At 50.1% G+C, this 24,968-nt stretch carries 21 protein-coding genes and 1 tRNA gene; 15 read left to right on the top strand and 7 right to left on the bottom strand.

The features are described from left to right. The first annotated feature begins 5 nt into the window (after positions 1-5). From STSP2_RS12885 to STSP2_RS12815, 15 genes are all read left to right on the top strand, one after another. Positions 6-1,307 (top strand): TolC family protein, encoded by a 1,302-nt coding sequence (locus STSP2_RS12885; protein WP_146663165.1) that lies wholly within the window; start codon positions 6-8, stop codon positions 1,305-1,307. Between the two features lie 160 nt (positions 1,308-1,467). Continuing rightward, positions 1,468-3,315 carry an efflux RND transporter periplasmic adaptor subunit gene (locus STSP2_RS12880; protein WP_146663164.1) on the top strand — a complete coding sequence of 616 codons (1,848 nt, stop codon included), beginning with the start codon at positions 1,468-1,470 and terminating at the stop codon, positions 3,313-3,315. A 369-nt stretch (positions 3,316-3,684) separates the two neighbouring features. After that, entirely contained in the window at positions 3,685-4,032 is a 348-nt protein-coding gene (locus STSP2_RS17525) for a YHS domain-containing protein (protein WP_205847898.1), read from the top strand. A gap of 51 nt (positions 4,033-4,083) precedes the next feature. Further along, positions 4,084-7,851, top strand: coding sequence for an efflux RND transporter permease subunit (locus tag STSP2_RS12870; protein WP_146663163.1), 3,768 nt, complete (start codon positions 4,084-4,086; stop codon positions 7,849-7,851). Positions 7,852-7,915: 64 nt separating this feature from the next. Next, positions 7,916-8,413 carry a ferritin family protein gene (locus STSP2_RS12865; RefSeq protein WP_146663162.1) on the top strand — a complete coding sequence of 166 codons (498 nt, stop codon included), beginning with the start codon at positions 7,916-7,918 and terminating at the stop codon, positions 8,411-8,413. Between the two features lie 15 nt (positions 8,414-8,428). Beyond that, positions 8,429-8,956 (top strand): superoxide dismutase [Ni], encoded by a 528-nt coding sequence (locus STSP2_RS12860; RefSeq protein WP_146663161.1) that lies wholly within the window; start codon positions 8,429-8,431, stop codon positions 8,954-8,956. Positions 8,957-9,063: 107 nt separating this feature from the next. Next, entirely contained in the window at positions 9,064-9,303 is a 240-nt protein-coding gene (locus tag STSP2_RS12855) for a hypothetical protein (protein WP_146659667.1), read from the top strand. Next, positions 9,300-10,331: a transposase gene (locus STSP2_RS12850; protein ID WP_146659665.1), complete on the top strand. Its 1,032-nt coding sequence runs from the start codon at positions 9,300-9,302 to the stop codon at positions 10,329-10,331. The genes STSP2_RS12855 and STSP2_RS12850 overlap by 4 nt, the downstream gene beginning before the upstream one ends. A 126-nt stretch (positions 10,332-10,457) precedes the next feature. Then, positions 10,458-11,120 (top strand): nitrite/sulfite reductase domain-containing protein, encoded by a 663-nt coding sequence (locus STSP2_RS12845; protein ID WP_146663160.1) that lies wholly within the window; start codon positions 10,458-10,460, stop codon positions 11,118-11,120. After that, positions 11,113-11,970, top strand: a complete 858-nt coding sequence (locus STSP2_RS12840) for a TIGR02757 family protein (RefSeq protein ID WP_146663159.1) — start codon at positions 11,113-11,115, stop codon at positions 11,968-11,970. The genes STSP2_RS12845 and STSP2_RS12840 overlap by 8 nt, the downstream gene beginning before the upstream one ends. Further along, positions 11,967-13,697 (top strand): hypothetical protein, encoded by a 1,731-nt coding sequence (locus STSP2_RS12835; protein ID WP_146663158.1) that lies wholly within the window; start codon positions 11,967-11,969, stop codon positions 13,695-13,697. Before STSP2_RS12840 ends, STSP2_RS12835 begins: the two co-directional genes overlap by 4 nt. Positions 13,698-13,961: 264 nt before the next feature. Next, positions 13,962-14,381, top strand: coding sequence for an RrF2 family transcriptional regulator (locus STSP2_RS12830; protein WP_169853205.1), 420 nt, complete (start codon positions 13,962-13,964; stop codon positions 14,379-14,381). Beyond that, complete coding sequence (locus STSP2_RS12825) at positions 14,378-14,725, top strand: cupin domain-containing protein (protein ID WP_146663156.1); 348 nt, start codon at positions 14,378-14,380, stop codon at positions 14,723-14,725. The genes STSP2_RS12830 and STSP2_RS12825 overlap by 4 nt, the downstream gene beginning before the upstream one ends. A gap of 37 nt (positions 14,726-14,762) precedes the next feature. Further along, on the top strand, positions 14,763-15,488 hold the full coding sequence (locus STSP2_RS12820) for an ATP-binding protein (RefSeq protein ID WP_146663155.1): 726 nt from the start codon (positions 14,763-14,765) through the stop codon (positions 15,486-15,488). Between the two features lie 18 nt (positions 15,489-15,506). Further along, positions 15,507-16,538: an SO_0444 family Cu/Zn efflux transporter gene (locus STSP2_RS12815; protein WP_146663154.1), complete on the top strand. Its 1,032-nt coding sequence runs from the start codon at positions 15,507-15,509 to the stop codon at positions 16,536-16,538. A 51-nt stretch (positions 16,539-16,589) separates the two neighbouring features. Here STSP2_RS12815 and STSP2_RS12810 read toward each other — a convergent pair. The 7 genes from STSP2_RS12810 to STSP2_RS12780 form a co-directional block, all read right to left on the bottom strand. Further along, positions 16,590-16,663: transfer RNA gene (locus tag STSP2_RS12810), tRNA-Arg, on the bottom strand. Positions 16,664-16,825: 162 nt separating this feature from the next. Beyond that, positions 16,826-17,191 (bottom strand): hypothetical protein, encoded by a 366-nt coding sequence (locus STSP2_RS12805; protein WP_146663153.1) that lies wholly within the window; start codon positions 17,189-17,191, stop codon positions 16,826-16,828. Between the two features lie 45 nt (positions 17,192-17,236). Beyond that, positions 17,237-17,974, bottom strand: a complete 738-nt coding sequence (locus tag STSP2_RS12800) for a polysaccharide biosynthesis/export family protein (RefSeq protein ID WP_146663152.1) — start codon at positions 17,972-17,974, stop codon at positions 17,237-17,239. Between the two features lie 136 nt (positions 17,975-18,110). After that, entirely contained in the window at positions 18,111-18,575 is a 465-nt protein-coding gene (locus STSP2_RS12795; protein WP_146663151.1) for a hypothetical protein, read from the bottom strand. A 203-nt stretch (positions 18,576-18,778) separates the two neighbouring features. Continuing rightward, entirely contained in the window at positions 18,779-19,153 is a 375-nt protein-coding gene (locus STSP2_RS12790; protein WP_146663150.1) for a response regulator transcription factor, read from the bottom strand. After that, positions 19,143-23,318, bottom strand: a complete 4,176-nt coding sequence (locus STSP2_RS12785; protein ID WP_146663149.1) for a tetratricopeptide repeat protein — start codon at positions 23,316-23,318, stop codon at positions 19,143-19,145. Before STSP2_RS12785 ends, STSP2_RS12790 begins: the two co-directional genes overlap by 11 nt. Next, positions 23,299-24,963, bottom strand: coding sequence for a sugar transferase (locus STSP2_RS12780; protein WP_146663148.1), 1,665 nt, complete (start codon positions 24,961-24,963; stop codon positions 23,299-23,301). Before STSP2_RS12780 ends, STSP2_RS12785 begins: the two co-directional genes overlap by 20 nt. Between the last annotated feature and the right edge of the window lie 5 nt (positions 24,964-24,968).

Genomic DNA, 24,968 nt, shown 5'->3' with positions numbered 1-24,968 from the left:
AAGCCTTGAAAAGCAGCTTGAACAGGACAGTGTGGGTATTTATAGTGGTCGTATTAGTGCTTTCAAAAGTGGGAGTTTCTGGGCAAAAGCAGGGTGAAAGTGAGCAAAAGACGGTAAAAGTTAGTACTTTGAGGGACTATTTGAGGTACGCTGCGCTTCACAACGCGGAGCTGAAAGGGGCATTTCAGGAATTTCGCGCAGCGGTTGAACAGGTGCCTCAGTCAGAGGCTCTTCCGGACCCTCAATTCAAGTATACGTATTTTATCGAAGAAGTAGAGACACGTGTTGGGCCGCAGAAGCAGAGGGTTGGTATCAGCCAGACTTTTCCGTGGTTCGGTGTGATCGAGGCCAGGACCGATGCTGCGGCTATGGCTGCGAAGGCTGCGAAAGAGAGATACGAAGCTGTAAAACTGGAACTTTTTAATAAGGTCAAACAGGCATTTTACGAGTATGCATATCTTTTCAATGCTATCGAGATCGCGGAGCAGAATCTGGAGCTGCTGGAGCATTTTGAGGAGGTCGCGCGAATACGTTACAAGGCTGCTGCAGCGGAGCATCCGGATATAATTCGGGCACAGGTTGAATACGCCAAGCTGGCGGATGAACTGGAGAGTCTGAGGGAGCTTCGCAGGCCGATATTGGCTAAGCTGAATGCGTTGCTTAACAGACCAGAGGATGCGGCGCTGCCGTGGCCCGAGAGGGCAGAGTATGAGCCGGAGGCTGTGCAGGAGGAAAAGATGCTGGCTTTCCTGCAGGAAAAGAATCCCGAGTTGACTGCTCAAAGATTCGGGGTTGAGGTTGCGCGTCAGCGGGTGGTTCTGGCGCGGAAGCGGTCATATCCTGATGTGACAGCGGGTATTGAGTGGATTGATGTGGGGAGTGCGGTAAATTCGGGTGTTTCGGACAGCGGTCAGGATGCGCTGATGGCGACGGTTTCTTTTAATTTGCCTATATGGGGCAAGAACAATCGGGCGCGGGAACGGCAGGCGACCGCAAATATGCTCAAGGCCAAGTCGCAGGTGGTCGAGCTGCAGAATGATCTTATCGCAAGAGCGTCAAAAACCGTTTATCTGGTTCAGGACGGCAACAGGAAGGTGGAGCTGTACGAGGATATCCTGGTGCCTAAGGCAACCGAGATGGTGTCGGCTTCTGAAACCGCGTATATGAGCGGTAAAGTTGATTTTTTGAGCCTTGTCGATGCTCAAAGGCAGTTGCTGGAGTTTCAGTTGAAGCTGGAAAGGGCAATTACAGACAGTTTACAGTCTTTAGCTGAACTGGAAGCCCTGACCGGCGGTAGGATTAAGTAAAGTGAAGAAATAATTCAGTTCTTTAAACATTCTGTTTAATCGGAGTTTATCATAGGGGCTTGTGAAAAACTGATTTGTTTTGAAAATCATACTGATTTTCATCGTCACTTGCCACGTTTGGTCTAGTCGGTGTTGAGTTAATCGAAGGGTCTAATATAATATGAAAGTTAAACGCGTAGTTATAAACTCTAGTAAAGTACTGGGCATCATTCTCTTGCTGGGATTCGTTTTTGTCCTGGGTTATCTTGCAAAACCCATCGATCAAACGCATGCTGATCATGCGGCTGCTGAGGATACTGCGGAGGAACAGGTTCAATGGACGTGTTCGATGCATCCGCAGATCCTTCAGGATGAGCCTGGGGATTGTCCCATATGCGGAATGGACCTGATACCGCTGGAAAGCGGGGAAGATGGTGGTGCGCCGAGGCAGATCAGTTTTTCTGAGGCGGCTGTCAAGCTGATGGATGTTGAGACCAGTGTTGTGCAGCGTAAGTTCGTCGAGGCTGAGATCGATATGGTGGGCAAGATCGACTATGACGAAACACGGGTGAAGAATATTGCCGCGTGGGTGCCGGGGAGACTGGATCGTCTGTTCGTGGATTATACGGGCATCGATGTCCGTAAGGGCGATCATATGGTCAAACTTTACAGTCCTGAGCTTCTGGCGGACCAGCAGGCTCTTTTGTCGGCGATCAAGTCGGCGAATAAGCTCAAGAGCGACGGTTCGGAGATGGCGAGTAAGCTGGCGAATAATAACATTGCAGCCGCACGTGAGAGATTGCGGCTGCTGGGACTTACCAATCATCAGATTGAGGAGATCGAGAAGGCGGGCGAGCCTTCGGAACATATTACCATCTATGCTCCCATAGGCGGGGTGGTTATACACAAGAACGCTACCGAGGGTATGTATGTCGAGACGGGGACGAAGATATATACGATCGCGGACCTGTCACAGGTATGGGTGAAGCTGGACGCATACGAGTCGGACATGATGTGGATACGGTACGGTCAGACGGTCGACTTCACTAGTGAGGCGTATCCCGGGGAAGTGTTTACGGGCAAGATAGCGTTTATTGACCCGATCCTTAACGAGGAAACGCGAACTGTTAAGCTGCGAGTGAATGTGCAGAATCCCGGCAGAAAGCTCAAGCCGGGGATGTTCGTTCGTGCGACGGTTACTCCCAAGGTCTCGATGGGTGGGCAGGTCATGGATCCGTCAATGGCGGGTAAGTGGATATGTCCGATGCATCCGTCTATTGTGAAAGAGGCGGCGGGCGATTGCGACATCTGTGGAATGGATCTAGTGGAGACCGGTTCTATGGGATACATGGAGATAGCAGAAGGTGAGCAGCAGGCTCCGCTGGTGATTCCGGAAACATCCGTGCTGGTCACCGGTAAACGGGCGGTGGTTTATCTGAAGCTGCCCGGTGAGGACAAGCCCACGTTTGAAGGAAGGGAGATCGTGCTGGGTCCGAAGGCAGGCGAATATTATATCGTTCAGAGCGGTCTGGAAGCAGGTGATGAGATCGTTACGAGCGGTAATTTCAAGATCGATTCGGCATTGCAGATACAGGCAAAGCCGAGCATGATGTCGCCTGACGATGATGATCCCGACAGCAAAGACGGAGCCAAGCTGGAAGTCGAGAGCGATGGTGAACAGATCGTGTGCCCGGTCATGGGCGGTAAGATCAACAAGGATATTTTCGTGGAGTACAAAGGCAAGAAGGTTTATTTCTGCTGTGCGGGATGTCCTGAGGAGTTTCAGAAGAATCCGGAGAAGTATCTGGATAAGCTTCCGCAGTTCAGTGAGGAAGATACTGAAGCTGAAGACTCAGCAACTGAGCAGACGATCTGTCCTGTGATGGGCGGTAAGATCAACAAGGATATTTTTGTGGAGTACAAAGGCAAGAAGGTTTATTTCTGCTGTGCGGGATGTCCTGAAGAGTTTCAGAAAAATCCGGAGAAGTATATTGATAAGCTTCCGCAGTTCAGCGGTGGTGAAGAATAGATTTTAGGGCACCTCTAACAATTCATTTTGGCGGTCAAGCGAATCTTTTTGATTCCGAGCGGCGTCAGACAAAAACCGCTTTAGCTGCAACTAAAGCTGATTTGTCTTCCTTGCCGGAATGCAAAAATCTTCTACTTGCCGCTCAAAAGCAATTATTAGAGCTACCCTTGATTTTTTGCTCATCAAGAGACCAGATGAGCCGCCGCAGAATTTAACAGCCGCGCCTCCGACGAACTTTTTGGAGGTCCATTCTCGGCGGACTGTGAAATTATGCGGCTGGTGATTTTGGTAACTAAGGGGAAGAAATTGAATGTCGGCTTCTTTCCCAAATATTTCGTTATGAATCTTTTATTGTAAGGAGCAAGTAAGATGAGAAATCTGGCAATCGTAATTTGTGTTTTGGTTGTTGGTAGTTTTGTTGTGATTGGTCTGAGCGGGTGCGGCGAGAACGGCGGTGAAAGTGCGCCTGTCGAAAATGAGCAAATGGACCACGAGAACCATGAAGGGCATGATCATGAGGCAATGGAAGAAGAGTCTGAGGCAGGGTCGGAAGAGACCGCTCAGAAGATATGTCCGATCATGGGCAATGAAATAGATAAGGGCATCTCGACAGAGTATAAGGGCAAGACCGTTTATTTCTGCTGTCCGGGATGCATCGACACGTTCGAGGAAAATCCCGAGAAGTATGTCGATGAGCTTCCGCAGTTTCAGGGATAAAAGCAGGGCGTCAGTGAAGTTTGAATTGGTTTTCAGTCAATTGGAGCACGAATGAACGAGCGGTTGGATCATAAAGCATCTTTGATAGATAAGACAATTCTTTTCTGTTTGAAGAACAAGTTGATCGTTGGGTTACTGGTCATATTTGTGGTCGGCTGGGGCTTCATGGTGGCTCCTTTTGACTGGGAAGTCTCACAGGTGCCTCGCGACCCGGTTCCGGTGGATGCGATACCGGACATTGGGGAAAATCAGCAGATAGTCTTTACCGAATGGCCAGGGCGGTCACCGCAGGATGTTGAGGACCAGATAACGTATCCGATGACGGTTTCTCTGCTTGGTATGCCGGGCGTGAAGACTGTGCGAAGTTTTTCCTTTTTCGGCTTTTCGAGCATATACGTCATATTCGAGGAAGACGTAGAGTTTTACTGGTCGCGGAGTCGTGTGCTGGAGAAGCTCAATTCTCTGCCTGAGGGGACGTTGCCTGAGGGCGTCAAACCGGCGCTTGGGCCTGACGCTACTGCGTTGGGTCAGGTGTTCTGGTATACGCTCGAGGGACGTGATAAAGAAGGTAACCCGGCAGGCGGCTGGGATCTTGACGAGCTTCGATCGGTGCAGGACTGGTTTGTTCGTTACGGGCTGATGAGTGCCGAGGGTGTCAGCGAAGTAGCGTCGGTCGGCGGTTTTGTTCGCGAGTATCAGATCGATGTGGATCCGGACGCTATGCGAGCGGCGGGGGTGACTCTGCCGGAGATATTCAGTGCAGTAAAATCCTCGAACGTTGATGTGGGGGCGAGGATGATCGAGCTGAACCGCGCGGAGTATGTTGTGCGCGGTTTAGGGTTTATCGAGGACGTTGACGATATCCGTGACACGGTTGTGAAGGTTACGGATAACGTGCCTATCACGGTCGAGCAGGTGGGGCATGTGACGCTGGGTCCTGCGCTGCGGCGCGGCGCGTTGGATAAGGGCGGAGCAGAAGCGGTAGGCGGCGTTGTAGTGGTCAGGTACGGCTATAATCCGCTTGAAGCTATCAAGAACGTGAAAGCGAAGATCGAGGAGATTTCGCCCGGTTTGCCTGAGAAGACGCTGGCGGACGGGACGACGTCCAAGCTGACCATTGTTCCGTTTTATGACCGGACGGGGTTGATCTATGAAACGCTTGGTACGCTGGAAAGTGCGCTCACTGAAGAAATACTGGTGACCATCATCGTGGTCGTGATCCTGGTGATGCACTTCGGCAGTTCAGTGCTTATCAGCGGTCTGCTGCCTTTGGCTGTGCTGATGTGCTTTATCGCGATGAAGCTGTTCGGGGTGGATGCCAACATTGTTGCGCTTTCGGGTATTGCGATAGCTATCGGTACGATGGTGGATATGGGTATCGTGATCTGCGAGAACATACTGAAGCATCTGGAGCGGGCCGGGCCGGGGGAGAATACGCTCGAGGTTGTTTATCGTGCAGCGAGCGAAGTGGCTTCGGCGGTTGTGACAGCGGTGATGACTACGGTAGTGAGCTTTTTGCCGGTGTTCACGATGACGGGTGCGGAGGGTAAGCTGTTCAGGCCTTTGGCGTTTACGAAGACCTTTGCGCTGGTGGCTGCGGTTGTGGTTGCCATAACGATAATTCCGCCGGCGGCTCATATACTTTTCACAAAGCGGTTCAAGCCGGGCAAGGTGCTGCATATGTCGTTGGCGATCGTGCTGGGTGTTTGCGGTGTGTTTGCGGGGATTATGTTCAACTGGTGGATCGGAGCGGCGATAGTTGCAATTGCGATCTACCAGGGAACGCGGGACTATGTGCCCGAGAGGATCAGGTCGCATACCGAGCTGCTGGTGACGATCTTGACGGCTGCGTTTGTTGGTGTTATTCTGACGACTCACTGGCTGCCGCTGGGGCCGGAAGAGGGGATGGTGAAAAATATTGTCTTTGTCGGTCTGCTGATCGGTTCTCTGCTTGTGTTCTTCAAGCTGTTCCAGAAGGGGTATCCTTATATACTTGGCTGGTGCTTGAGGCATAAGACGGTGTTTATGATGATACCTTCGGCGCTGGTACTTTTGGCTGTTCTGGTGTGGTTTGGTTTTGCGAACGTATTCGGATTTGTGCCTGAGCGGTTCCGTACGAGTTTGTTGTGGACTAACGCGCAGGCGGCTTTTCCGGGGCTGGGTAAGGAGTTTATGCCGCCGCTGGATGAAGGGTCGTTTTTGTATATGCCGACGACGATGCCGCATGCTTCGATCGGTGAGGCGCTTGATATTATCAAGAAGCAGGACGTTGCGTTCGAGGCGATTCCGGAGGTTGAGTCGGCGGTAGGTAAGATCGGCAGGGCGGATACGCCTCTGGATCCTGCGCCTATCTCGATGATCGAGACGGTTATCAATTATAAGTCTGAGTATAAGCTGGATGAGGATGGGCACAGGATCAGGTTCAGGTATGACGAGGAGTCGGGCGAGTTCGTGCGCGATGAGCAGGGTGAGCTTATACCGGACGAGGACGGGCGGCCTTACAGACAATGGCGGGAGCATATCAAGTCGCCGAGCGATATCTGGGATGAGATCGTGGACGCGGGTAAGATACCTGGAACGACGAGTGCGCCGGTGCTGCAGCCAATATCGGCGAGGCTTGTGATGCTGCAGAGCGGTATGCGTGCGCCGATGGGTATCAAGGTGAAGGGGCCGGACCTGGAGACGATCGAGGCGGTGGGGCTGGAGCTGGAGAAGTATCTGAAGCAAGTGCCGGCTGTGAAGGCGTCGGCGGTGATCGCGGATAGGGTGGTTGGTAAGCCTTATATCGAGATAGATATCGATCGTGAGGCGATCGCTCGGTACGGGATGAGCATCGGGACGGTGCAGGATGTTATCGAGGTTGCGATCGGCGGTAAGCGGATCACTACGACGGTTGAGGGGCGGGAGCGGTATCCCGTTCGGGTGAGGTATATGCGGGAACTGCGTGATGAGATAGAAACGCTGGGCGAGATACTTGTGCCGGCGAGCGATGGGGCGCAGATACCGCTGACGCAGCTTGCGGATATCGATTATGTGCGCGGGCCGCAAGCGATCAAGAGTGAGGATACGTTTTTGACGAGCTATGTGCTGTTCGACAAGAATGAAGGATATGCGGAAGTCGATACGGTTGAGCAGGCTCAGGCGTTTTTGCAGGAGAAGATCGAGGCGGGTGAATTCAAGCTGCCTGCGGGGGTGAGTTATGCGTTTGCGGGCAGTTATGAGAACCAGATAAGGGCTCAGAGGACGCTGAGTATTGTGGTTCCGCTGGCACTACTGATCATTTTTATAATATTGTATATGCAATTTAAGTCGGTATCCGTGACTTCTCTGATTTTTTCGGGAATTATTGTTGCGTGGAGCGGGGGGTTCATGTTGATATGGTTGTATGGGCAGGACTGGTTTCTGGACTTTTCTGTCCTTGGGACGAATATGAGAGAGCTGTTTCAGGTGCACACGATCAATTTGAGTGTGGCGATCTGGGTCGGTTTTCTTGCGCTCTTTGGCATTGCGTCCGATGACGGCGTGGTCATGTGCACGTATCTGCAGCAGACTTTCGACAGGCGTAAGACCGAGTCTGTTGAGGAGGTTCGTGAGGCTGTAATCGAGGCGGGCAAGAGGCGGATACGGCCTTGTCTGATGACGACGGCGACAACGATTTTGGCGCTTATTCCGGTGCTGACGTCTACGGGGAGGGGTTCGGATATTATGGTGCCGATGGCGATACCGTCGGTGGGGGGGATGACGATAGAAGTTTTGACGACGCTGGTTGTGCCGGTGTTGTATTGTGCTATACGTGAGAGAAGGGCGGTGCGAAGTTAAAGCAGGAGCAGCTTGGCCGCTCTATAAGTAAACTTAATAGCAGCGAATTGAAGGAGAGCAAGAGATGGATATTTTTGAGTTTGCAATGGAAAAAGAGAAGATGAGCCGGGAGAAGTACCTGGACATGGCCGAGAAGAGTAAGTCAGTCGGGGTTAAGCATATTTTGCAGATGCTGGCTGACGAGGAAGAGAAGCACTATCATACCGTTGAGCGGATGAAGCAGGAGACGCCGGAGGGTGTGACGAAGACGGATGTGCTGGCGGATGCGAAGAAGGTATTTGAGAAGATGCAGGGTGCGCGCGAGGAGATAAAGTTTGAGGATGATGAGAAAGAGGTTTATCATCAGGCCAAGAAGATAGAAGAGGAGGCGAGGGACTACTATCTGCAGAAGGAGAAAGAGGCGGATGATGAGGTTGAGAAGAAGATATTCCACAGACTGGCGGAAGAGGAGCAGAAGCACTGGTTTGTGATCGACAACATTTGTGACTTTGTCGAGAAGCCGGAGTATTACCTGGAAAACGCTGAGTTTGTACACCTCGATAATTATGTGCCATTTCCATAGAGAGGAGAGACTATCATGAAGACGAAGGCAATTACTGTAATAGGTTTGCTGATGGCGGCGGCTGCGCCGATCGTTTATTCGCACTGTCAGATACCTTGCGGGATTTATGACGATCAGGCTCGGATCGGTTCGATGGCTGAGGATATCAGGACGATAGAGAAATCCATGAAACAGATCGAGGAGCTTTCGATCGATCCGGGCAAGAATGCGAATCAGCTTGTAAGGTGGGTGACGAACAAAGAGGAGCACGCTCAGAAGTTCAGTGAGGATGTTACGTACTATTTCATGGCGCAGAGGCTTGCGCCGCCTGAAGAAGGTGCGAGCGTTGAGACGCAGAAGGAATATAACAAGCAGCTTACACTGCTTCACAAGCTGCTGTATAATGCCATGAAAGCTAAGCAGACTACCGATCTGGAATATGTTGCGGAACTGCGGGCGCTGCTTGGGGATTTTGAGAAGGCTTATTTTGATGAGGACAGCCAGGCGGCTATGAGTGACCATGGGCATGAACATGGTCAAGCGGGCCATGTTCACCAGCATTGATGTGCGTGCTGGATATCAAGCACAGGGGCGGGTGCATCAAAAAAAGGTGGCGCGAACATTTTGGATATGGTATAACTTAGAGAAAAGGTTATTTTTCGAGGTATATCATGTCACAGCAGGATTGGATTGAAGAAGCGGTTGCCGAATTTCGCAAGGGTTGCCAGGAGCTCCACGACGAGCTCGATTCCGCGGCTAATGGGACGTTGCTGGATGTCAGCGATGATCAGATCGTCAGAACGCTTGAGCCTTTACTCAAGGATGTGCAGCGAAAGGCTATCCAGACGGCATTGGAAAAATCCCAGACTGATTCGGACTACCGGCGTTGCGGCAAGTGTAAAAAAAAATGAGACACAAGGGCAGCAAATCCTACGAGTTCATCACCAAGCGTGGCAATATAAGTCTTACCGGCACTTATTATCATTGCAGTTGCGGCAGCAGCAAGCCGATCAGCAATCTTGTCAGCAGCGGCCGCAAATACAGCCGGATCGCCAACGAGCTGGTATTGCGTCATACGGCAAGTGGCCCTTATAAAGAGGTTAGCCGATTTTTGCGTCAAGACTTCAGTATTCATATATCTCACGAATCGCTGAGAAGGCGGATATTGGCGGTTTCAGGCTCTATCAGACAAAACCGTGATTGCAGCAGCGACGACCGGAAGTGGGACGAAATTGCCGGCAGTAAGCTGTATGGCTATGCCGACGGAGTGTTGATAAACGTACGTCGTGAAGGGTGGAAGGAAGTCAAACTTCTGCGTTACGAGGATGACGCCTGTAGTAAGGTCAGCCATCGTGCTGTGCTCGGTCCGATCAAGCAGTTCGGCTCTCTTGCCCGTCGTGAGGCGATTCGGATTGGAGCATCGAAAGCCAAAGACATGACGTTTTTAATGGACGGTGCGGAAGGTTTTCACAGGCATATAAAAAGCAATCTTCCTAATGCAAAACAAGTAGTTGATTACTGGCACTGCTGTCAGCACATTGGCGAGTGTGCCAGTTTGCTTTACGGTGAAAATTCGAAGAGGAGCAATCGCTGGCGAAGCAAATACTGTCATGTACTTCGAGATAAGGGGCCCAAAAAACTGATCAGGAGCTTGCGAATCAGCAAAAGCCGGGTTGCGAGCAGCGAAGACGCCGAGGCCTTGTCGAAGCTGATCAACTTCCTGTCTCGGCGGATTGAGCGGATCGACTATCCGAAATTGCTGGCTATGGGGCTTCGCGTGGACAGCGGACCGATAGAAAGTTCATGCAAAACCGTTGTGCAGGCCCGCCTGAAGAGCTCAGGGATGCGGTGGAGCCGACAAGGAGCATCCGCTATGCTGGAAGTCAGAACCGCACTGCACAGCGATTTATGGGAATATGCTATAAAAGACTGTGCCTAAATATTGTGATGCACCCCACAGGGGCCTGTTTTGTGATGAAGGGTTGATATTCCGGCGAAAAATGTTATTCTAAGTCATTCGCATAGAGCGACTAATTGATTTGGAACGCATTTTAAGGAGACTGCTGTGCTTCAAGATGGCGAAAAAGGCGCGATAATACAGAGAGATAAAAAGACGTACGCTGTTGCTCCGCATATTCCTTGCGGGGTCGTTAAGCCTGAGACTTTGCGTAAGATCGCTGATGTGGCGGAGAAATATGGTGCGCAGGCGCTTAAGGTTACCAGTGCGGCTCGCATTGCTATAGTAGGACTTGACGAAAAAGACGTTGACGCGGTCTGGAGTGAGCTGGGGATGTCGCCCGGCTTTGCTGTTGGTATTTGCGTGCGCAGCGTCAAGGCGTGTCCGGGTACTACTTTCTGCAAGAAGGGTATGCAGGACAGTTTGGCATTGGGCATGAAGTTTGACGGCAAGTATCATGGTATGGATCTGCCGGGCAAGTTCAAGATCGGCGTTAGCGGCTGTCCGAATCAGTGTGCTGAGACCTGCATCAAGGATGTGGGGCTGGTCGGCATGAAGAACGGCTGGAAGGTTCTGGTAGGGGGCAACGGCGGTGGTCGACCTAGACTTGCTCGTGAACTCGCCAAGGACCTGAGCGAGACGGAGGCGATGGAACTGGTTGATAGGATCATCGACTATTTCAAGGCCAATGCAAGGCCTCATCAGCGCATAGGCGCGATGCTGGACAAGATGGACTTTGAGGAATTTGCGGCTGCTGTCAAAGGTGAATAGATCGCAAGGGCAACTTGAGTCTGTCTTAGAGCGGATATATGAGCGGTATAACCGGAGGGAGCTTATTCCTCCGGACCCGCTTCAATTTGTATACAGATACGAGGAGCCGCTGGATCAGGAGATGGCTGGCTTTGTCGCGGCGGCGCTGGCGTACGGCAGGGTGACTCAGATAGAGCGAAGTGTGACGGGGCTGCTGGGAGTGATGGGTAAGAGACCCGGCGATTATGTCAGGCGGTTCAACGACAGCAAGGCGGCGGAGCTGGCGGGTTTCAAGCATCGTTTCAATACGGGGAAGGACCTGGCGGAGCTGTTCGGCGTATTGCAGAAGGTGTTGGTCAGATTCGGTTCGATCGAGAATTATTTTGCTGAGACCGACCGGGATGAGCATTCTACCATTGTGCCGGTATTGACAGCTTTTTGCGATCATCTTTCGGATCTGTATGAGGAGCTTTATCAGAAGGAGGTAAGCAGGGGGGTGAAGTATCTGCTTGCGAGTCCGGCGAGGGGGAGCGCATCGAAGCGGCTGAACCTTTTTTTGCGATGGATGGTTCGTGATGACGAGGTCGATCCGGGTGTCTGGCAAACGATCAGCCCGGCAAAGCTGGTTGTGCCGATCGATGTACATATGGAACGTTTGTGCAGGATACTGGGTTTGTATGGCAGGAAGACGGTTTCGCTCAAGGCAGCGCTGGAGATAACGGAAAGTTTTGCGAAGGTCCGGCCTGAGGATCCGGTGAAGTATGATTTCAGTTTGAGCAGAATTGGAATTATTGATAATTGCACGGGTAAGCTTACTGAGAAGTGCGACCTGTGTGAGTTATATGGTTATTGTTTACGAGTGAGAAAATGATCAAGGCAGAAGAGCTTGAAAAGTATTCATCGGCGATCACGCTTTCGGATATGGAGATATTCGTTTATCCGGAGCTTATGTACAGCCTGGTGCTGGCAAATATCATGAGCCCGATACTGTGGAAGTGGCGTAAGCTGGAGACATTTGAGAAGATAAAGAACAAGACGCCTTACCGACGATTCATGCGTATGCGCCAGTTTATCATGGACGAGTATGATTTCAACCTGGACCTTGAGACGTGGGGTTTGACGCATAAGGATGTGGAGCTGGAGAGATTCAAGGATACGATCGATCCTCGCGATATTGCGCAGAGTAATGCGCTGTTCGGGTATACCGGGGATAAGTACTATTTTGACGTTGAGATCCGAAAGCATTTCGGTCTTGATAAATATGACAGCGAGATAATTCCGTACTGGAAGACCGAGACGCTGGAGGCTATGGACGCCTTTCAGTACAAGCCTGGTTATGACAAGAAGGCGGGGGAGTGTGTGTCGCTGGCGGCGCTTTATGCGGCGGCTGCATTTGTGGTTTGTGATATTCCGCTGGAGGATATTTATATGATCCTCACGCCTTTGCATTCTCAGAACTATGTGGATGTGAACGGCGGGGTGATAACAAACAATCGCCGGATCGTGACCAAGAGTATGTGGTTCAACGGCACTGAGATTTCCATGAAGGCTCAGCGTGCCATGAAGAATGAGCAGATAACGATCGTCGCTCACTCGACAGGGCATGTGCACTGTTTTTATGATGATGCTACCATTGACCCTAAGGCATATGAAGGATTTAAGAATCGTCTGGATGATTATCTGACGGAGCAGTTCGATCTTCTGACATTTTCTAACTTTCTGCGTGCCTATCATGATTACCAGAAATATTTTCAGTACTGCAGGGAGCTGCGGGGGCAGAAGAAGTTCATCGATGCCGATGTTTTGTTCAGGTATGAGCACGGCAGTAATTACCGTATTGCAGACCAGACGTTCGATAAGCTGCTGGAGGAAGTGTCTGACGAAGATTTTACGCCTTATAAGCGTCTGGACCGCATGTGTTCCGAGCAGTTGAGGGCCTTTGTCGAATACGAACAGATAGACGTTTTTGACCCTGAGGGGCAGGCGAAGCTGAAAGATTATCTCAGTACTTTGCTGCCGGATGTAGATGCATTCATGGAAGATATGACTGATTTTCTCAAGACCGAGCCGAGGCTGCCAAGCGGTGATAAAAAGTTTCACGAGACCGAGCCGGTAAAGATATCGCCAGAGCAGAGCAGGGAAGAGATCATCGATTATCTTCAGGGGTTGCGGAGCAGCAACAAGATGGTCGATCTTGCATTCTATGCGTACAGGGACATGGAAACGTGTGACTGGGTTCCATTTGCCAGGGCCGCGATCGAGCGCAATCCCGTAAGTATTGAGACGGCAAAAGATATAAGCACTGAGAAGCTGGTAAAGTGGCTCGGGCCCATGGTCAACGAGTCCATTTACCAGGGCAAGAGGATCGCTCAGCCTGACGAGGTCGTGAATTATCAGCGGGGTGACGGTGCTGAGAAGGCTTTTGCGCTGGCGAATATACTGCACGAACGCGGGCACGAGGATGATATAACGGTCACGATCGACGGGCATGATGTGACGGTCGAATGCGACAAAGTATATCGCTTTGTTTCGTCGAAAGAGCTTCGCGGCACAGTCAGGATAAAGCCTGACGGGAAGATCGAAGCCCAAAGCCTATAAAGCGGGCAAATTTCTGAATAATCATGGAATAATGGGGAAACGGCAAGTTGTGCGCCGCAGAAATTAACAGCCGTGCCTCCGACGAACTTTTTGGAGGTCCATTCTCGCCGGACTGTGAAATTATGCGGCTGGCGTGTGGGGTTGCAGGAGGCTGCTTCGGTTACCCAGGTTTCTTTATGAATCAAATTTTTCTTGCAATGAAGGGAACAAGCTATTAGTATGACCGTAAGTAAGACTGAAATGGTCATACTTAGGGAGCTTCAAGTGGAGATTATTAGACGAAATACTGATTATGCCTTGAGAGCCATGATATTTCTGGCCAATGAGGGGCGTTCGGTTCCGGCAAGAGACATTGCAGAGTTGTGCGGAATGCCTTATCAGATAACTGCCAAACTGCTCCAGAAGCTACATAAAACAGGCCTTGTGAGCAGTAAAATGGGACCAAAGGGTGGTTTTGAGTTGTCTCGCGGTCCTGAAGAGATAAAGGTCACGGAGATTGTTGAAGTCATTCAAGGGCCTATAACGGTGAATAAGTGTACTGCTGGTAGTGAGGGCTGTGTTCGAAGCGGCAGTTGTGGGCTTTGCCGAAAGCTTCGGGAATTGCAAAGAGACGTAGATGGTTTTCTTGACGGTGTAAGTTTACTGGATTTTACAATCGAACGAGCTGAAAGGGCTGCTAAATGACAAATGATAAAAAGAAAAAAGTACTGGATGCCGTGCTTGGTAAAAAAGGTAGTTTGAACGGGCTGATCGATTATGCGGACGATGCTGTGGTCAGCAAGACCCTGCTGGACAAGGGGACCGGGACGGTGACGTTGTTCGCTTTTGCTAAGGGCCAGGCTTTGAGTGAGCACAGTGCTCCTTTTGATGCGTTGGTTCAGATCGTGGACGGACAAGGCGTGATAATAATTGACGGTGAAGAGCATGAAGTTGCTGCAGGCGAGGTGATCATTATGCCTGCCGATGTGCCCCATGCTGTTAAGGCGGAACAGAAATTCAAGATGCTGCTGACTATGATCAGGGCGTGAACGCGAACTATTTTCTCATGAGAGAGGTTTTACAGATATGGCAAAACGTGAAATAGTAAAGATCGACGAAAGTAAATGTAACGGCTGTGGTGATTGTGTGACAGCATGTGCCGAGAATGCGATTGAGATAATCGACGGCAAGGCCAAGCTGGTTAGCGAAATATATTGCGATGGTCTCGGTGCGTGTCTTGGGCATTGCCCGATGGACGCGATCTCGATCGAAGAAAGAGACGCCGAGGAATTTGACGAAGAGGCAACCAATGAGCGTATCAAAGCTCAGGAAAACGCCAAGAAGCGTCCGAGCGGGGGCGGTTGTCCTGGTATGATGGCTCAGATGTTTCAGGGTAAGCGTGGGGACAGCGAGCAGCGGGATGGGGATACGAGTTCTCAGTTGGCTCAGTGGCCTGTACAGCTTGCGCTGGTGTCGCCGAATGCGGAGTATTTCAAGAACTCGGACCTTGTGCTGGCTGCTGATTGCGTTGCGTTCGCGATGGGTAATTTCCATAGCGAGATTCTCAAGGATCACAGCCTTGCAATTGCGTGTCCGAAGCTCGATAATACAGGACCGTATGTTGATAAGCTGGCTGAGATAATCAGGCAGAACGACCTTAACAGTCTGAGCGTGCTTCATATGCAGGTGCCTTGCTGCTCGGGATTGACGCGTCTTGCAAAGCAGGCAGTAGAAGCCAGCGGCAAGGATATGAAGTTTGATGATGTTACAGTGAGCTTGCATGGTGAAGTGCTTGAACGCACTACTATGTAGTCATAGAAGGAGTTAACGATGGATACTATAGTGATGCTGGCAGGCGAGTTCTGGGGGACATTGACGGAGATGGCGCCGTATCTGCTGTTCGGTTTCCTGGTGGCCGGCATCCTTTCCGTGATACTCTCAGCGAGATTCGTTGAGAATCATCTGGGGGGCGGCGGCTTTTGGCCTGTGGTCAAGGCGTCGTTATTCGGGGTGCCTTTGCCGTTGTGTTCGTGCGGTGTGATCCCTGTGGGGATGTCATTGCGTAAGCATGGGGCGGCGAAGGGGGCGACGGTGTCATTTTTGCTTTCGACACCTCAGACGGGGGTTGACAGTATATTGGCGACGTATGCATTGCTTGGGCCTATCTTTGCGGTATTCAGGCCGGTAATCGCATTTATAACGGGTCTGATCGGCGGATTTGCTGTTCAGCTTACCGGCGGGTCAGGAGAGAAAGTAGCGGGTGAGGTTGCGGATGGTGCTGAGGAAGAGGACAGTTGCTGCGGCGGGAAGAAGCAGCCTTTCTGGCTGATACGTCTTTTTAAGCATGGTTTCGTAACGCTGCCGCGAGATATTGGAAGGCCGATGATCGTGGGGATTATTATTGCTGCGATCCTGGCCGCGGTTATACCGGATGATTTCTTCGCTTCGCACGTAAGCGCGGGTTTGCCGTCTATGCTGCTGATGCTTGTATTTGGGATACCTCTGTATGTCTGCGCGACCGCTTCGATCCCTGTTGCGGCGGTGTTGGTTGCAAAGGGGCTGACGCCTGGGGCGGCTCTTGTTTTTCTTATGACTGGGCCTGCGACGAATGCAGCCACATTTACAACTTTGTGGAATATAATGGGCAGAAAAACGGCATTGATATACCTGCTAACGGTGGTTGTTTGCGCGTTGAGCGCGGGCTTCCTTCTGGACGCTATGTTTCCGGGGATTGGCGGACGGGTGGCAGAGCATATGCACGAGATGGACACTGCGTGGTGGCAGCATGCGGCGGGGATTTTGCTGTTGGTCGTTCTGGTGCCCGGACTCTTTAAGAAGAAGCACAAAGAAATGGCGAAATGACGTTCTTTGATGCGAAAAGGCACGGCTTTGCTTGCCGTGCCTTCGCTTATATACGCCCGCCAGGATTCGAACCTGGGACCTCCGGTTTAGGAAACCGATGCTCTATCCTGCTGAGCTACGAGCGCATCTTATGGGTTTATTTATGCATCAGATTATCAGGAGCTGGAAGCGCAAAGATACCATAACAGCCTCTGTAATAGTTTGAGTAATTTACAAGGCTATCAAGGTATTTGCAAGGGGTTTTAGTGCAAAAGAGTGCTAAAAACCTGCGGAACTTGCTCGAATTTTTATCGTGAAAGGGCGGGTTCGAGCCGCCAGGACCCTATTCCGTCCCACCAGAAATCAAGGCATTGCGACAACGTTTGTGCCTGATCGGGTTTGGAGCGTTCGATGGTCATGTCCCGCAACTTTCTCATGCAGGCCTCGCCCCCGAGCTGCCAAGCTGCTAAAGCGGCGTTTATGGCTTCATCCGGAGGTGTTGTTAGTTCGAAATTGGACTCGTGCAATTCTGAGAGAAGTCTTGCAAGAGGTTCAAGGTCGTAAAGCCAGGACTCTTCTAATGCACGCTGTTTTTCCTCCAGTATGCGGATGGTTTCCAGGTTGTGGTTTTGCCGGGATTTGCTTTTTCTTCTTGGCAGTACGTGTAGCTGCATTTCAACCTCCGTGTGCTCAAGTTGTCATTAGTAATTTGCTGTGGGTTAGAAACCCCCGTCGCCGCCTGTCTGGGTTATGTTGACTGGTGCGAAGGCTCTTCCGACGGGCCTTACAATTTCTTCGATCACTTCCGCACTTGCTGCCAGTATTGTTGGCGGTACGTAAATCATGTCGCCTTCCTGGAGCAATACATTCTTGCTTGTGTCACCGTGTGCGAGCATACGGTTGAGATTTACTTCGAATATCTTAGGCCTTTCTTCTGGATCGCTGGAGGGTCTGATGATCTGTACCCTTTCGGACCAGGAGGAACCGGTAGGCCGGCTTTTGCTGATCGCGCTGAGGACCGTATCTCTTCCGGTGAATGGTTTAGCGCCGGGGAAGTTGACTTCGCCGAAGACATAGTATGCGGCGCTTCTGTATTCTGCTACTCTGACATCGACGGGTATATCGCCAGTAAGCTTGTAGAGCTTTGAGAGTCTGTCTTTCAGGATTCCTGAAACTTCATTAGGTGTTTTACCTGCGACTTTCAGTTCTCCGATATCCTGGAAAGCGATCTTGCCGTCCGGTCTGATAGCCTGTTCCTGTTCGTGCAGTTCGGGGATGCTGGTGCAATGAATCACGATTCTGTCTGGAGGCCGAAGAAGGTAGTTCTGGGCCGCGATCTCCGCCTGGTCGGGCATTAGAAAAGCGTTTATGTCTTCCGGGTTTGAAGAAAAGCAGCCAGTTGTCAGTATTAAACATGGAACCAGGATCACCGAGATGATCATTTCTTGAAATTTCATTTGTTTTCCCCCAAGTGTTTTATGTTTGATTGAGATGAACTGTTAAAATTGGTTTATAAACTGGTCACGATGCATAGAATGGGTTTCAAGGCAGCTTTCAGGACAGCACCGTGACCAGTTCAAGACTTAGCATGCATCAAGCTGCATGGCGTTTTCTCAACAGGCCAACCATGCTCACGCCTATCAAGCCCAGGGTCATTGAGCTGGGCAGAGGAGTTGCAGAGGGTCCGTCTGTCGCGTCGCCATTTGTCGGGGTCTGGACGACACCGGATGAGACATCTTCCCAATTGCCGTTGCCGGGCACCAGATTTTTAGGAATCACGTTCTTTACGATTCCATTAGCATTTCCGTTGCCGGGCTTTACGGCGAGTACGTCTTCGGGATCAACATCTTCATCGTCTGTGCCCCATTTGCCGGATCTTACGACGAACTTGTCAGTTTTTTTAGCTGATGCAGGAAGTGTTGGTTCCACACCAGTTGCTTCCAACTGCCAGCCGGTCGCAGAAGCCTGGCTTTCATCTAGAGCTGCATAGTCAAAACTTGCGGTCGCAGTCGCCGCAAAAGCTAGAACGATTATAGTTGTCATTAGTTTTAAATTCATGGTGAGTCTCCTCAATATTACTTATTAACGCGACTGTTCACAGGTCGCTGTGTTTCCGGCAAATGGGGGTGCTCTTGGAAGGGTGTTGACATGTATGTATTGTGAGCCATGCCGAATCTGTATTAGTGCTGTTATTTTGTATTGCATCGTATACACTTTCCGCTAATGCAAAGCTATTGTCGGTATATCAGGCCGGTTTGAGCTTAGCTGTCTATGTGGCTGGTGTTTTCTTTGATGCGTGAGTAGCTGTGGTCGTAGTCATCGGGCTCGATATTTGCGGCGGCTACATCTTCCAGAAACCGGATGAGCATTTCGATGCGGGTGTGGACCCAGCTTTTCCGGTAGATGTTTCTGATGTGTGCCTTGATGGTGCCGCTGCTTACGTCGAGTATGTCAGCAATTTCCTTATTGCTGAGACCCTGACAGACGAGCTTTACGATCTGCACCTCTCTGGGGGTCATGCGATAGCGTCTTTGGATGTAGAGCCATTGCTTGTTGTCCAGAAGTACTGTGCTGGGCAGATGGTACTCAGAACTACGGCTTACTTTTGCTTGCTTGTCCATTGTCTTAGTGCTCATTTTGTTCCACCGTTCCGATCAAAAGGTTAATAAGGCGGTTAGCTTCCTCTATATTCTGATTCGATAAGACTTTTGCGTATTCATTGAACTCAAGGGCCTCTTTTAGTTTTTGGAGTGCCTGTTTGTTTTCGTTCATTGCTGCGAGGGTGCGGCCCAGATGGAAAGTGCTGTTGACATATAACGGGCCGCCTACTTCGGCTGTTTCCAAGGCTCTAATGAAATCCGAACGAGCGGCTTTGTAGTTCTCCATGCGATAATTGATTACGCCTCGTGTATCGATGAGGTTGGGATATGAGTCCGCTGTGTCAAGGCCTTGCTGGGTGAGGTCGAAGGCCTCGTTGTATTTGCGGTCCACTTCCGATCGCAGCCATGCCAGGTTATTGATGGCCTCAACGTGTTCCGGGTATTGCGAGACTATCTTTGTGTACATCCTTATGGAATCCTGATCCTTCTGTCGTTTGCGATACAGAGCGCCCAGGATGCTCATGATCGTTGCATCGTTTTCAAAAACAGTGTGGACCGCTTCTGCAATTGAGGTTGCGAGGGTGACGGACTTGGTGTCTTCATAATTTGCCATCTGCCTGATGACCGCTATGAAAAGAGGCTTTTGTCTGGGGTCCTTCTGAATCTCTGCCTTTGCTAGTTCTTCGATTTCCGCTTGCCGGCCTTGCTGAAAGAGGACCCTGAACCGCTCGGCAAGTATTAGGGGGTTGCCAGGATACTTTTTCAGGAGTTCGTTGAATTCTTTTTCAGATTTATCTATGTGTCCGCCATGATACTGAGCAACCGCATGGAGAGTTTCGAGACGCGGTCTGGCCTGTGGTTGACAAACCGCGAGCTGTTTTTCGAGCAGCTCTGAAGCTTCGTCAGGTTTTTGTGAATCTATCAGTTTTCTGGCCAGGGCTATCGCGGCCTGAGAATCCGAGGGTCTGCTGCGAACCACTTCTTGAAGCCTTTTTACTGAGTCGTGATCCATATCCTCGCGCCCCAAATTTTCGATCTGTGAAAGAAGCAGAGGGTTATTCGGTAAATAGATAAGTCCCTGTTCAAGAACCTGGCTTGCTTTTTCTGTCTCGTTTAACCGTTTAAGTTCATGGACCCAGGTGAGCCATAAGTTACTGTCCAGGGGATTTTTCTTGATGAGCAGACGCAAGATCTCTTCTGCTTTGAGTCGGTCGGTTCTGTTCCTCATCCTATATAGGCTCTGTGCTTCGAGAAGGGCCAGCGATGTGTCTTCTTTGTTTTTTGAGCGTTCCTTTTTGAGTATTTCCAGTCCGCGTTTTCGGACGGCTGTGTCATTGCTTTCGAGCATGATGCGGCTAGCATGTTTTCGGATCGTCGGATCGTATGGGTCGATCTGAAGACATTTTCCGATCGCTTCAATGCTTTGTTTTATGTCACCGATCGAATGATAAAATACTGCGAGTTCCAGCCAGGCCCCTGAATCAGTCGGCTCGACCTGAACCGCTCGAAGAAGATCATCCATTGCCAATGTAGTTTTTCCAGTCAATGAATATATTCTGGCTCGAAGCAGATATGGCCTTGAGGATTCACGGTTCTTGAGAAGGTCGTTACAGTATTTGACAGCCGTTCTTGTGTCGCCTTTTGCAAGGCTAAAATTGACGGCTGCGGTACACGATTCTATGCTTTGTGCTGCTGGGAGTTGTTTAAGGAGGTCGCTGAGGGTTCTTTCCGCGGAGTCGAAATCCTTCATGCTGATCTGAGTTTCTATTAGCCGCAGCAGTATGGTGATGTTGTCAGGTTCTTTTTCAATTACTTTAGAGAGCACCATTTCGGCTTTTTGAAGTTGTTCGTGGCTTATGTAGTAGTCTGCAGACAATGAGGCCAGCAGGGGGTTGTAGGGGAACCGATCGATGTATGTTCGGCTCAGAGTTTCTGCCTCTTTATGCTTGTCAGCTCGTTTGAGGACCTTTATGAGTTCGAGTGCTAAGTCGATATCTGATGGGTTCTGCTGCAATGCCTGGCGGTATGACTTAAGGGCCAGGTTGGTTCTTCTTGCTGTTTCATGGGTTCTGGCCATAAGTATATGTGATGTTTGCAGTTCGGGATACATCCGTTGTATTTCTTCAGTCAGTTGCACTGCTTCAGTGTAACGCGATGTGAAGTCCGGCAAGTTCAGCCAGTGCCTTACTGTTTCATATCTCCATCGCCAGCCGTTTTCGCCTTCGATGTTTCTCAGTTCATCGATCAGGCTTTCAACTAGCAGGGGTTCATCATATGTTTGATCGCAATGAAGTAATCTTCGATTTAAAGCTATCGATGGGCCGAATCGCTCATGCAGCGTTTTAAGCTTGCTGAAGTCGGCGTCGTCGGTACGGTCATTGGTAATGTCGAGCAAGCTTACCAGGAGTATATTTCTTGCCTCTTTCGATGCGGCATGTTCAAGTTTACGTTGCAGGAAGCTTTCTGACAGTTCCGGATTTCCGCTTTTTGTACAGATCCGGGCACCCTTGAGTGAGGCCTGGATGTAGTATGGGTCGTCCGGCTGGATCGTTTCGAGAATGTCAAGTGCCTTGCGTAGATCAGATTTTTTGTATTCGAGATCCGCTTGAATCAGCAGATGTTCTGAAGTCAGCGATCCTTCTTGTTTGAGCTGATTCAGTTCTTTTTCACAGTTGTTCAGTTGATCGGCTGCGAGATAGAATCTCATTGAAAGGAGACGCTTCTTTGGCTTGGGGATATCCGTGTTCAAGAGCCGTTCCAGAACAGAACCGAGTTCTCCTTTGCTGATAGGAATATCTGGATCTTCGAAAACTGTCAGCGCATAGTCAAAATAGCGGCTCATGATATCCGCATTTTCGGGATAAAGCTGCAAAGCTTTCTGATAGTATTCGATCGCTTCGGGGGCTTTTTTCAAAAGTCTGGCTGTTTGGGCCCTTAAAAGCAGGACCTCTATTCGGTTCTCATAGTTATCACAGTCTGTAAGTACCCTCTGGGCCCGGTAAGGCAATCCCTGCTGCAAGAACAGGGCGGCAAGTTCAAGTCTTGTTCTCAGTGTGGGGTCGCCGAGTTGAAGAGCCCTTTCCCATGAATCTATGGCCCTGGAATTTTCATTTCTTCGGACAAAGATCAAGCCTTCGAGGAAACATGCTGTAGTTCGTAAACCTCCGTTTTCCCGGTATTGCTGAATCATTTGTTCTGCTTGATTCAGCTCATCGGAGTGAATGAGCAATTCTGCGGCTATGGGTGTAAAGTCCCAATCATCGGGATCAAGGTCTTTCAGGGCCTGCTGCGCAACGTATGTCATTTTGGAGGTGTCGCTTGATGTAATCGCATGTTCGGCGTAGGCTTTCCATAGTTTGAAACTGTTAGCTTCGATCTTGCGGGCATGTTCGAGATGCTGGAGGGAAAGGTCTGTCTTGTTCAGATTTTTATAGTTGTCAGCAAGGCGAAGATGTACATCATGACTCATATTTGGTAATGCTGCTGCGTTGTTTAGATCGTTCAATGCCTGTTCATCATTGCCTTGCATTATCTGCTGTTCGGCCATTAGAATATGGCTCATTGGGTTTTGCGGATTTTCTTCCTGACATTTCTCGCACCAATACATTCCGGCTTCATTCATGATCTCCGGTTTTTGAGAAGCTGTTTGAATGAGGAGCTCGTACGCTTTGAGTATTCTGGGGTCAGACTGGATCAATTGTTTCGTTATTTTGACTGCTGAATTGAAGTCACCCTGTTTTTGTTTGGCAAGAGCGAGCCTGAGTCTTATCTGAGGATGTTTTGCGAGTCCGGTCAATCTGTTTACGACGAGTTCAGCTTCGGCCGGCAGATCGTTCTCGATAAGTCTGTCAATGAGAGCCATCGCGGCGGTCAGGTTTTGTGGGTCGTTCAAAAGAATCCGCCGGTAGGAGCGTATTGCACTGTCGAAGTACTGTTTTTTTAGTGGCCTGCGATTAAGCTGGGCCTGGGCGAATTTTGCCAGAATTTCGTTGTCGGTGCCGTTTTTGGAAAGATAGGTACGGAAGTGTTTTGCTGCTTGGGCCCAGTTGTTCTGCTGGTAGGCGTTCAGTCCCTGGCTGTAGGTTTTTTCGGACAAACGTTTCTGCTGCCAGTCATGGATCACGTTCAATGCAAAAATGACGACGACCAGAAGAATGAATGCCGAAAGGGCGGTTATGATATTACGTTTTTTCCGGGACATGATTCAGGCGTTTCCAATTGAAAATCCGAACGGCAAGCGGTTCTGCCAGTTTCGATGTGAGTTTTTTTATTGTTTGCAGGAATATCCAGAGATCCAGCTTGAAGCTGATCGAATTGACATATTCAACATCATATTTGAGCCATTCCTGGAAATCGTGAGTTCGCTCAGGATTACGTTTTACCTGCCATAAACCCGTTATGCCGGGTTTGACGGACAGCCTTGCATCGTGCCAGTGCGGGCAAAACAGGTTCTCCCGCGCAGGTGAGGGTCTTGGGCCTACGAGACTCATATGACCGGCCAGAACGTTAAATAATTGCGGCAGTTCGTCCAGGTATGTTGCTCTGAGAAACCTCCCAAGCCTGCTGACTCGCGGATCGTTTTCTATTTTGAATTGAGGGCCGTCAACTTCGTTCAATGATCTCAGTATCTGCTGCATTTGGTCTGCGCCTGTTACCATTGTTCTGAATTTCAGGCATTGAAATTCTCTGCCGGAGAGACCCTGTCTGCGATGTTTGAATATTGCTGGGCCGGGCGATTCGAGCTTTATCGCGGCTGCTATAGCGAGCATGACAGGTGCCGAGACGAGAATAAGGCCCAGCGATGCGAGTGCATCCAGACAGCGTTTTGGGTAATTTGGATAGCCCAGAGCACCTGAAATTTGGATGGGTTCGCTGAGCTGTAAGTCTGATGTATTTTCGGCTGAGCACTTGGTTTCGGAGTGGGTTAAGAACGTATTTCTGATCCTTGAGCCGGATTCGACGCAGGTGTTGTCATCGATGACACTGGAATCAATGAGAGATCCGTCTTGTATATGCACGTTCTTGCCGATAATCGAAGGGCCGAGAAGTACACAGTTTTTCCCCAAGGAGAGATTTGGGCCTGCCAGAACGTTGCCGATTATTCGGATGGACGGATCCTGAACTTTTTTCATACCGTCAATCGGTGTATGATCGGTTCTTGTTTTGCTCGAGATGATGCTGTGAGCCATATCTAAAACTGTTTCGACGCTATTCTGTAACGGAACGATCTGACCTGGAACGCCAACTGTGACCCGAGAGTGATTGTGCTCAATGATGAATTTCCAAAACCGTGTGAAATCAGTGATGAGATCGATGTCATCGGGCAGGTCAGTGAGGATGTTGCTGTTGATCAAGAGGTAATCAGGCCAATCGGTGCATTGCATTTCACGTAAAGCTCCATGATTGTAGAACCTCTTGAAGCCGCAGACATTGCCATGTTCATTCAGTATCGCTCTTTCGGTGATGCGGGTGAGGTCCTTTCTGACATTGACGGCCAGCACGTCAATATCCGAATAGCGTTCGATCAGAGATCGCAGTATTGCAGGGTCGATCCTTGTGACGTTCTTAGCGTGATTCAGGAGGATGTTTTTGTGATCTGAGATTTCATTTTTGAGTGTTTTCAGTAGTAGTGTGCAGTCATATGGCGTGAGGTTTCGATCATCGCTGGAAATACGCCATGACGCTGGATAAAAGATGTGACTGCATTTGCAGGCGGCATTCTGCCTGACTATCTGAATTAGTGCATTCAGTCGCCATTGATGCGCTGCAAGCCAGTTGCCGATGGGGGGGTTAGACTCCGCGGTTAGATCTTCAAGGATTGTGCATTGTGTGATTTTTCTTAGCATAAGCA

Origin of the sequence: Anaerohalosphaera lusitana (assembly GCF_002007645.1) — a bacterium.
In the GTDB taxonomy this organism is placed as follows: Bacteria; Planctomycetota; Phycisphaerae; order Sedimentisphaerales; family Anaerohalosphaeraceae; genus Anaerohalosphaera; species Anaerohalosphaera lusitana.
Note: the sequence above shows the minus strand (reverse complement) of the source record. Positions and strands in the feature narration are given on the sequence as shown.

Coding starts and splice junctions, on each gene's coding strand:
- STSP2_RS12880 (WP_146663164.1), top strand. CDS start 1,468: ATGAAAGTTAAACGCGTAGTTATAAACTCTAGTAAAGTACTGGGCATC.
- STSP2_RS17525 (WP_205847898.1), top strand. CDS start 3,685: ATGAGAAATCTGGCAATCGTAATTTGTGTTTTGGTTGTTGGTAGTTTT.
- STSP2_RS12870 (WP_146663163.1), top strand. CDS start 4,084: ATGAACGAGCGGTTGGATCATAAAGCATCTTTGATAGATAAGACAATT.
- STSP2_RS12865 (WP_146663162.1), top strand. CDS start 7,916: ATGGATATTTTTGAGTTTGCAATGGAAAAAGAGAAGATGAGCCGGGAG.
- STSP2_RS12860 (WP_146663161.1), top strand. CDS start 8,429: ATGAAGACGAAGGCAATTACTGTAATAGGTTTGCTGATGGCGGCGGCT.
- STSP2_RS12855 (WP_146659667.1), top strand. CDS start 9,064: ATGTCACAGCAGGATTGGATTGAAGAAGCGGTTGCCGAATTTCGCAAG.
- STSP2_RS12850 (WP_146659665.1), top strand. CDS start 9,300: ATGAGACACAAGGGCAGCAAATCCTACGAGTTCATCACCAAGCGTGGC.
- STSP2_RS12835 (WP_146663158.1), top strand. CDS start 11,967: ATGATCAAGGCAGAAGAGCTTGAAAAGTATTCATCGGCGATCACGCTT.
- STSP2_RS12825 (WP_146663156.1), top strand. CDS start 14,378: ATGACAAATGATAAAAAGAAAAAAGTACTGGATGCCGTGCTTGGTAAA.
- STSP2_RS12820 (WP_146663155.1), top strand. CDS start 14,763: ATGGCAAAACGTGAAATAGTAAAGATCGACGAAAGTAAATGTAACGGC.
- STSP2_RS12815 (WP_146663154.1), top strand. CDS start 15,507: ATGGATACTATAGTGATGCTGGCAGGCGAGTTCTGGGGGACATTGACG.
- STSP2_RS12805 (WP_146663153.1), bottom strand. CDS start 17,191: ATGCAGCTACACGTACTGCCAAGAAGAAAAAGCAAATCCCGGCAAAAC.
- STSP2_RS12800 (WP_146663152.1), bottom strand. CDS start 17,974: ATGAAATTTCAAGAAATGATCATCTCGGTGATCCTGGTTCCATGTTTA.
- STSP2_RS12795 (WP_146663151.1), bottom strand. CDS start 18,575: ATGAATTTAAAACTAATGACAACTATAATCGTTCTAGCTTTTGCGGCG.
- STSP2_RS12790 (WP_146663150.1), bottom strand. CDS start 19,153: ATGAGCACTAAGACAATGGACAAGCAAGCAAAAGTAAGCCGTAGTTCT.
- STSP2_RS12785 (WP_146663149.1), bottom strand. CDS start 23,318: ATGTCCCGGAAAAAACGTAATATCATAACCGCCCTTTCGGCATTCATT.
- STSP2_RS12780 (WP_146663148.1), bottom strand. CDS start 24,963: ATGCTAAGAAAAATCACACAATGCACAATCCTTGAAGATCTAACCGCG.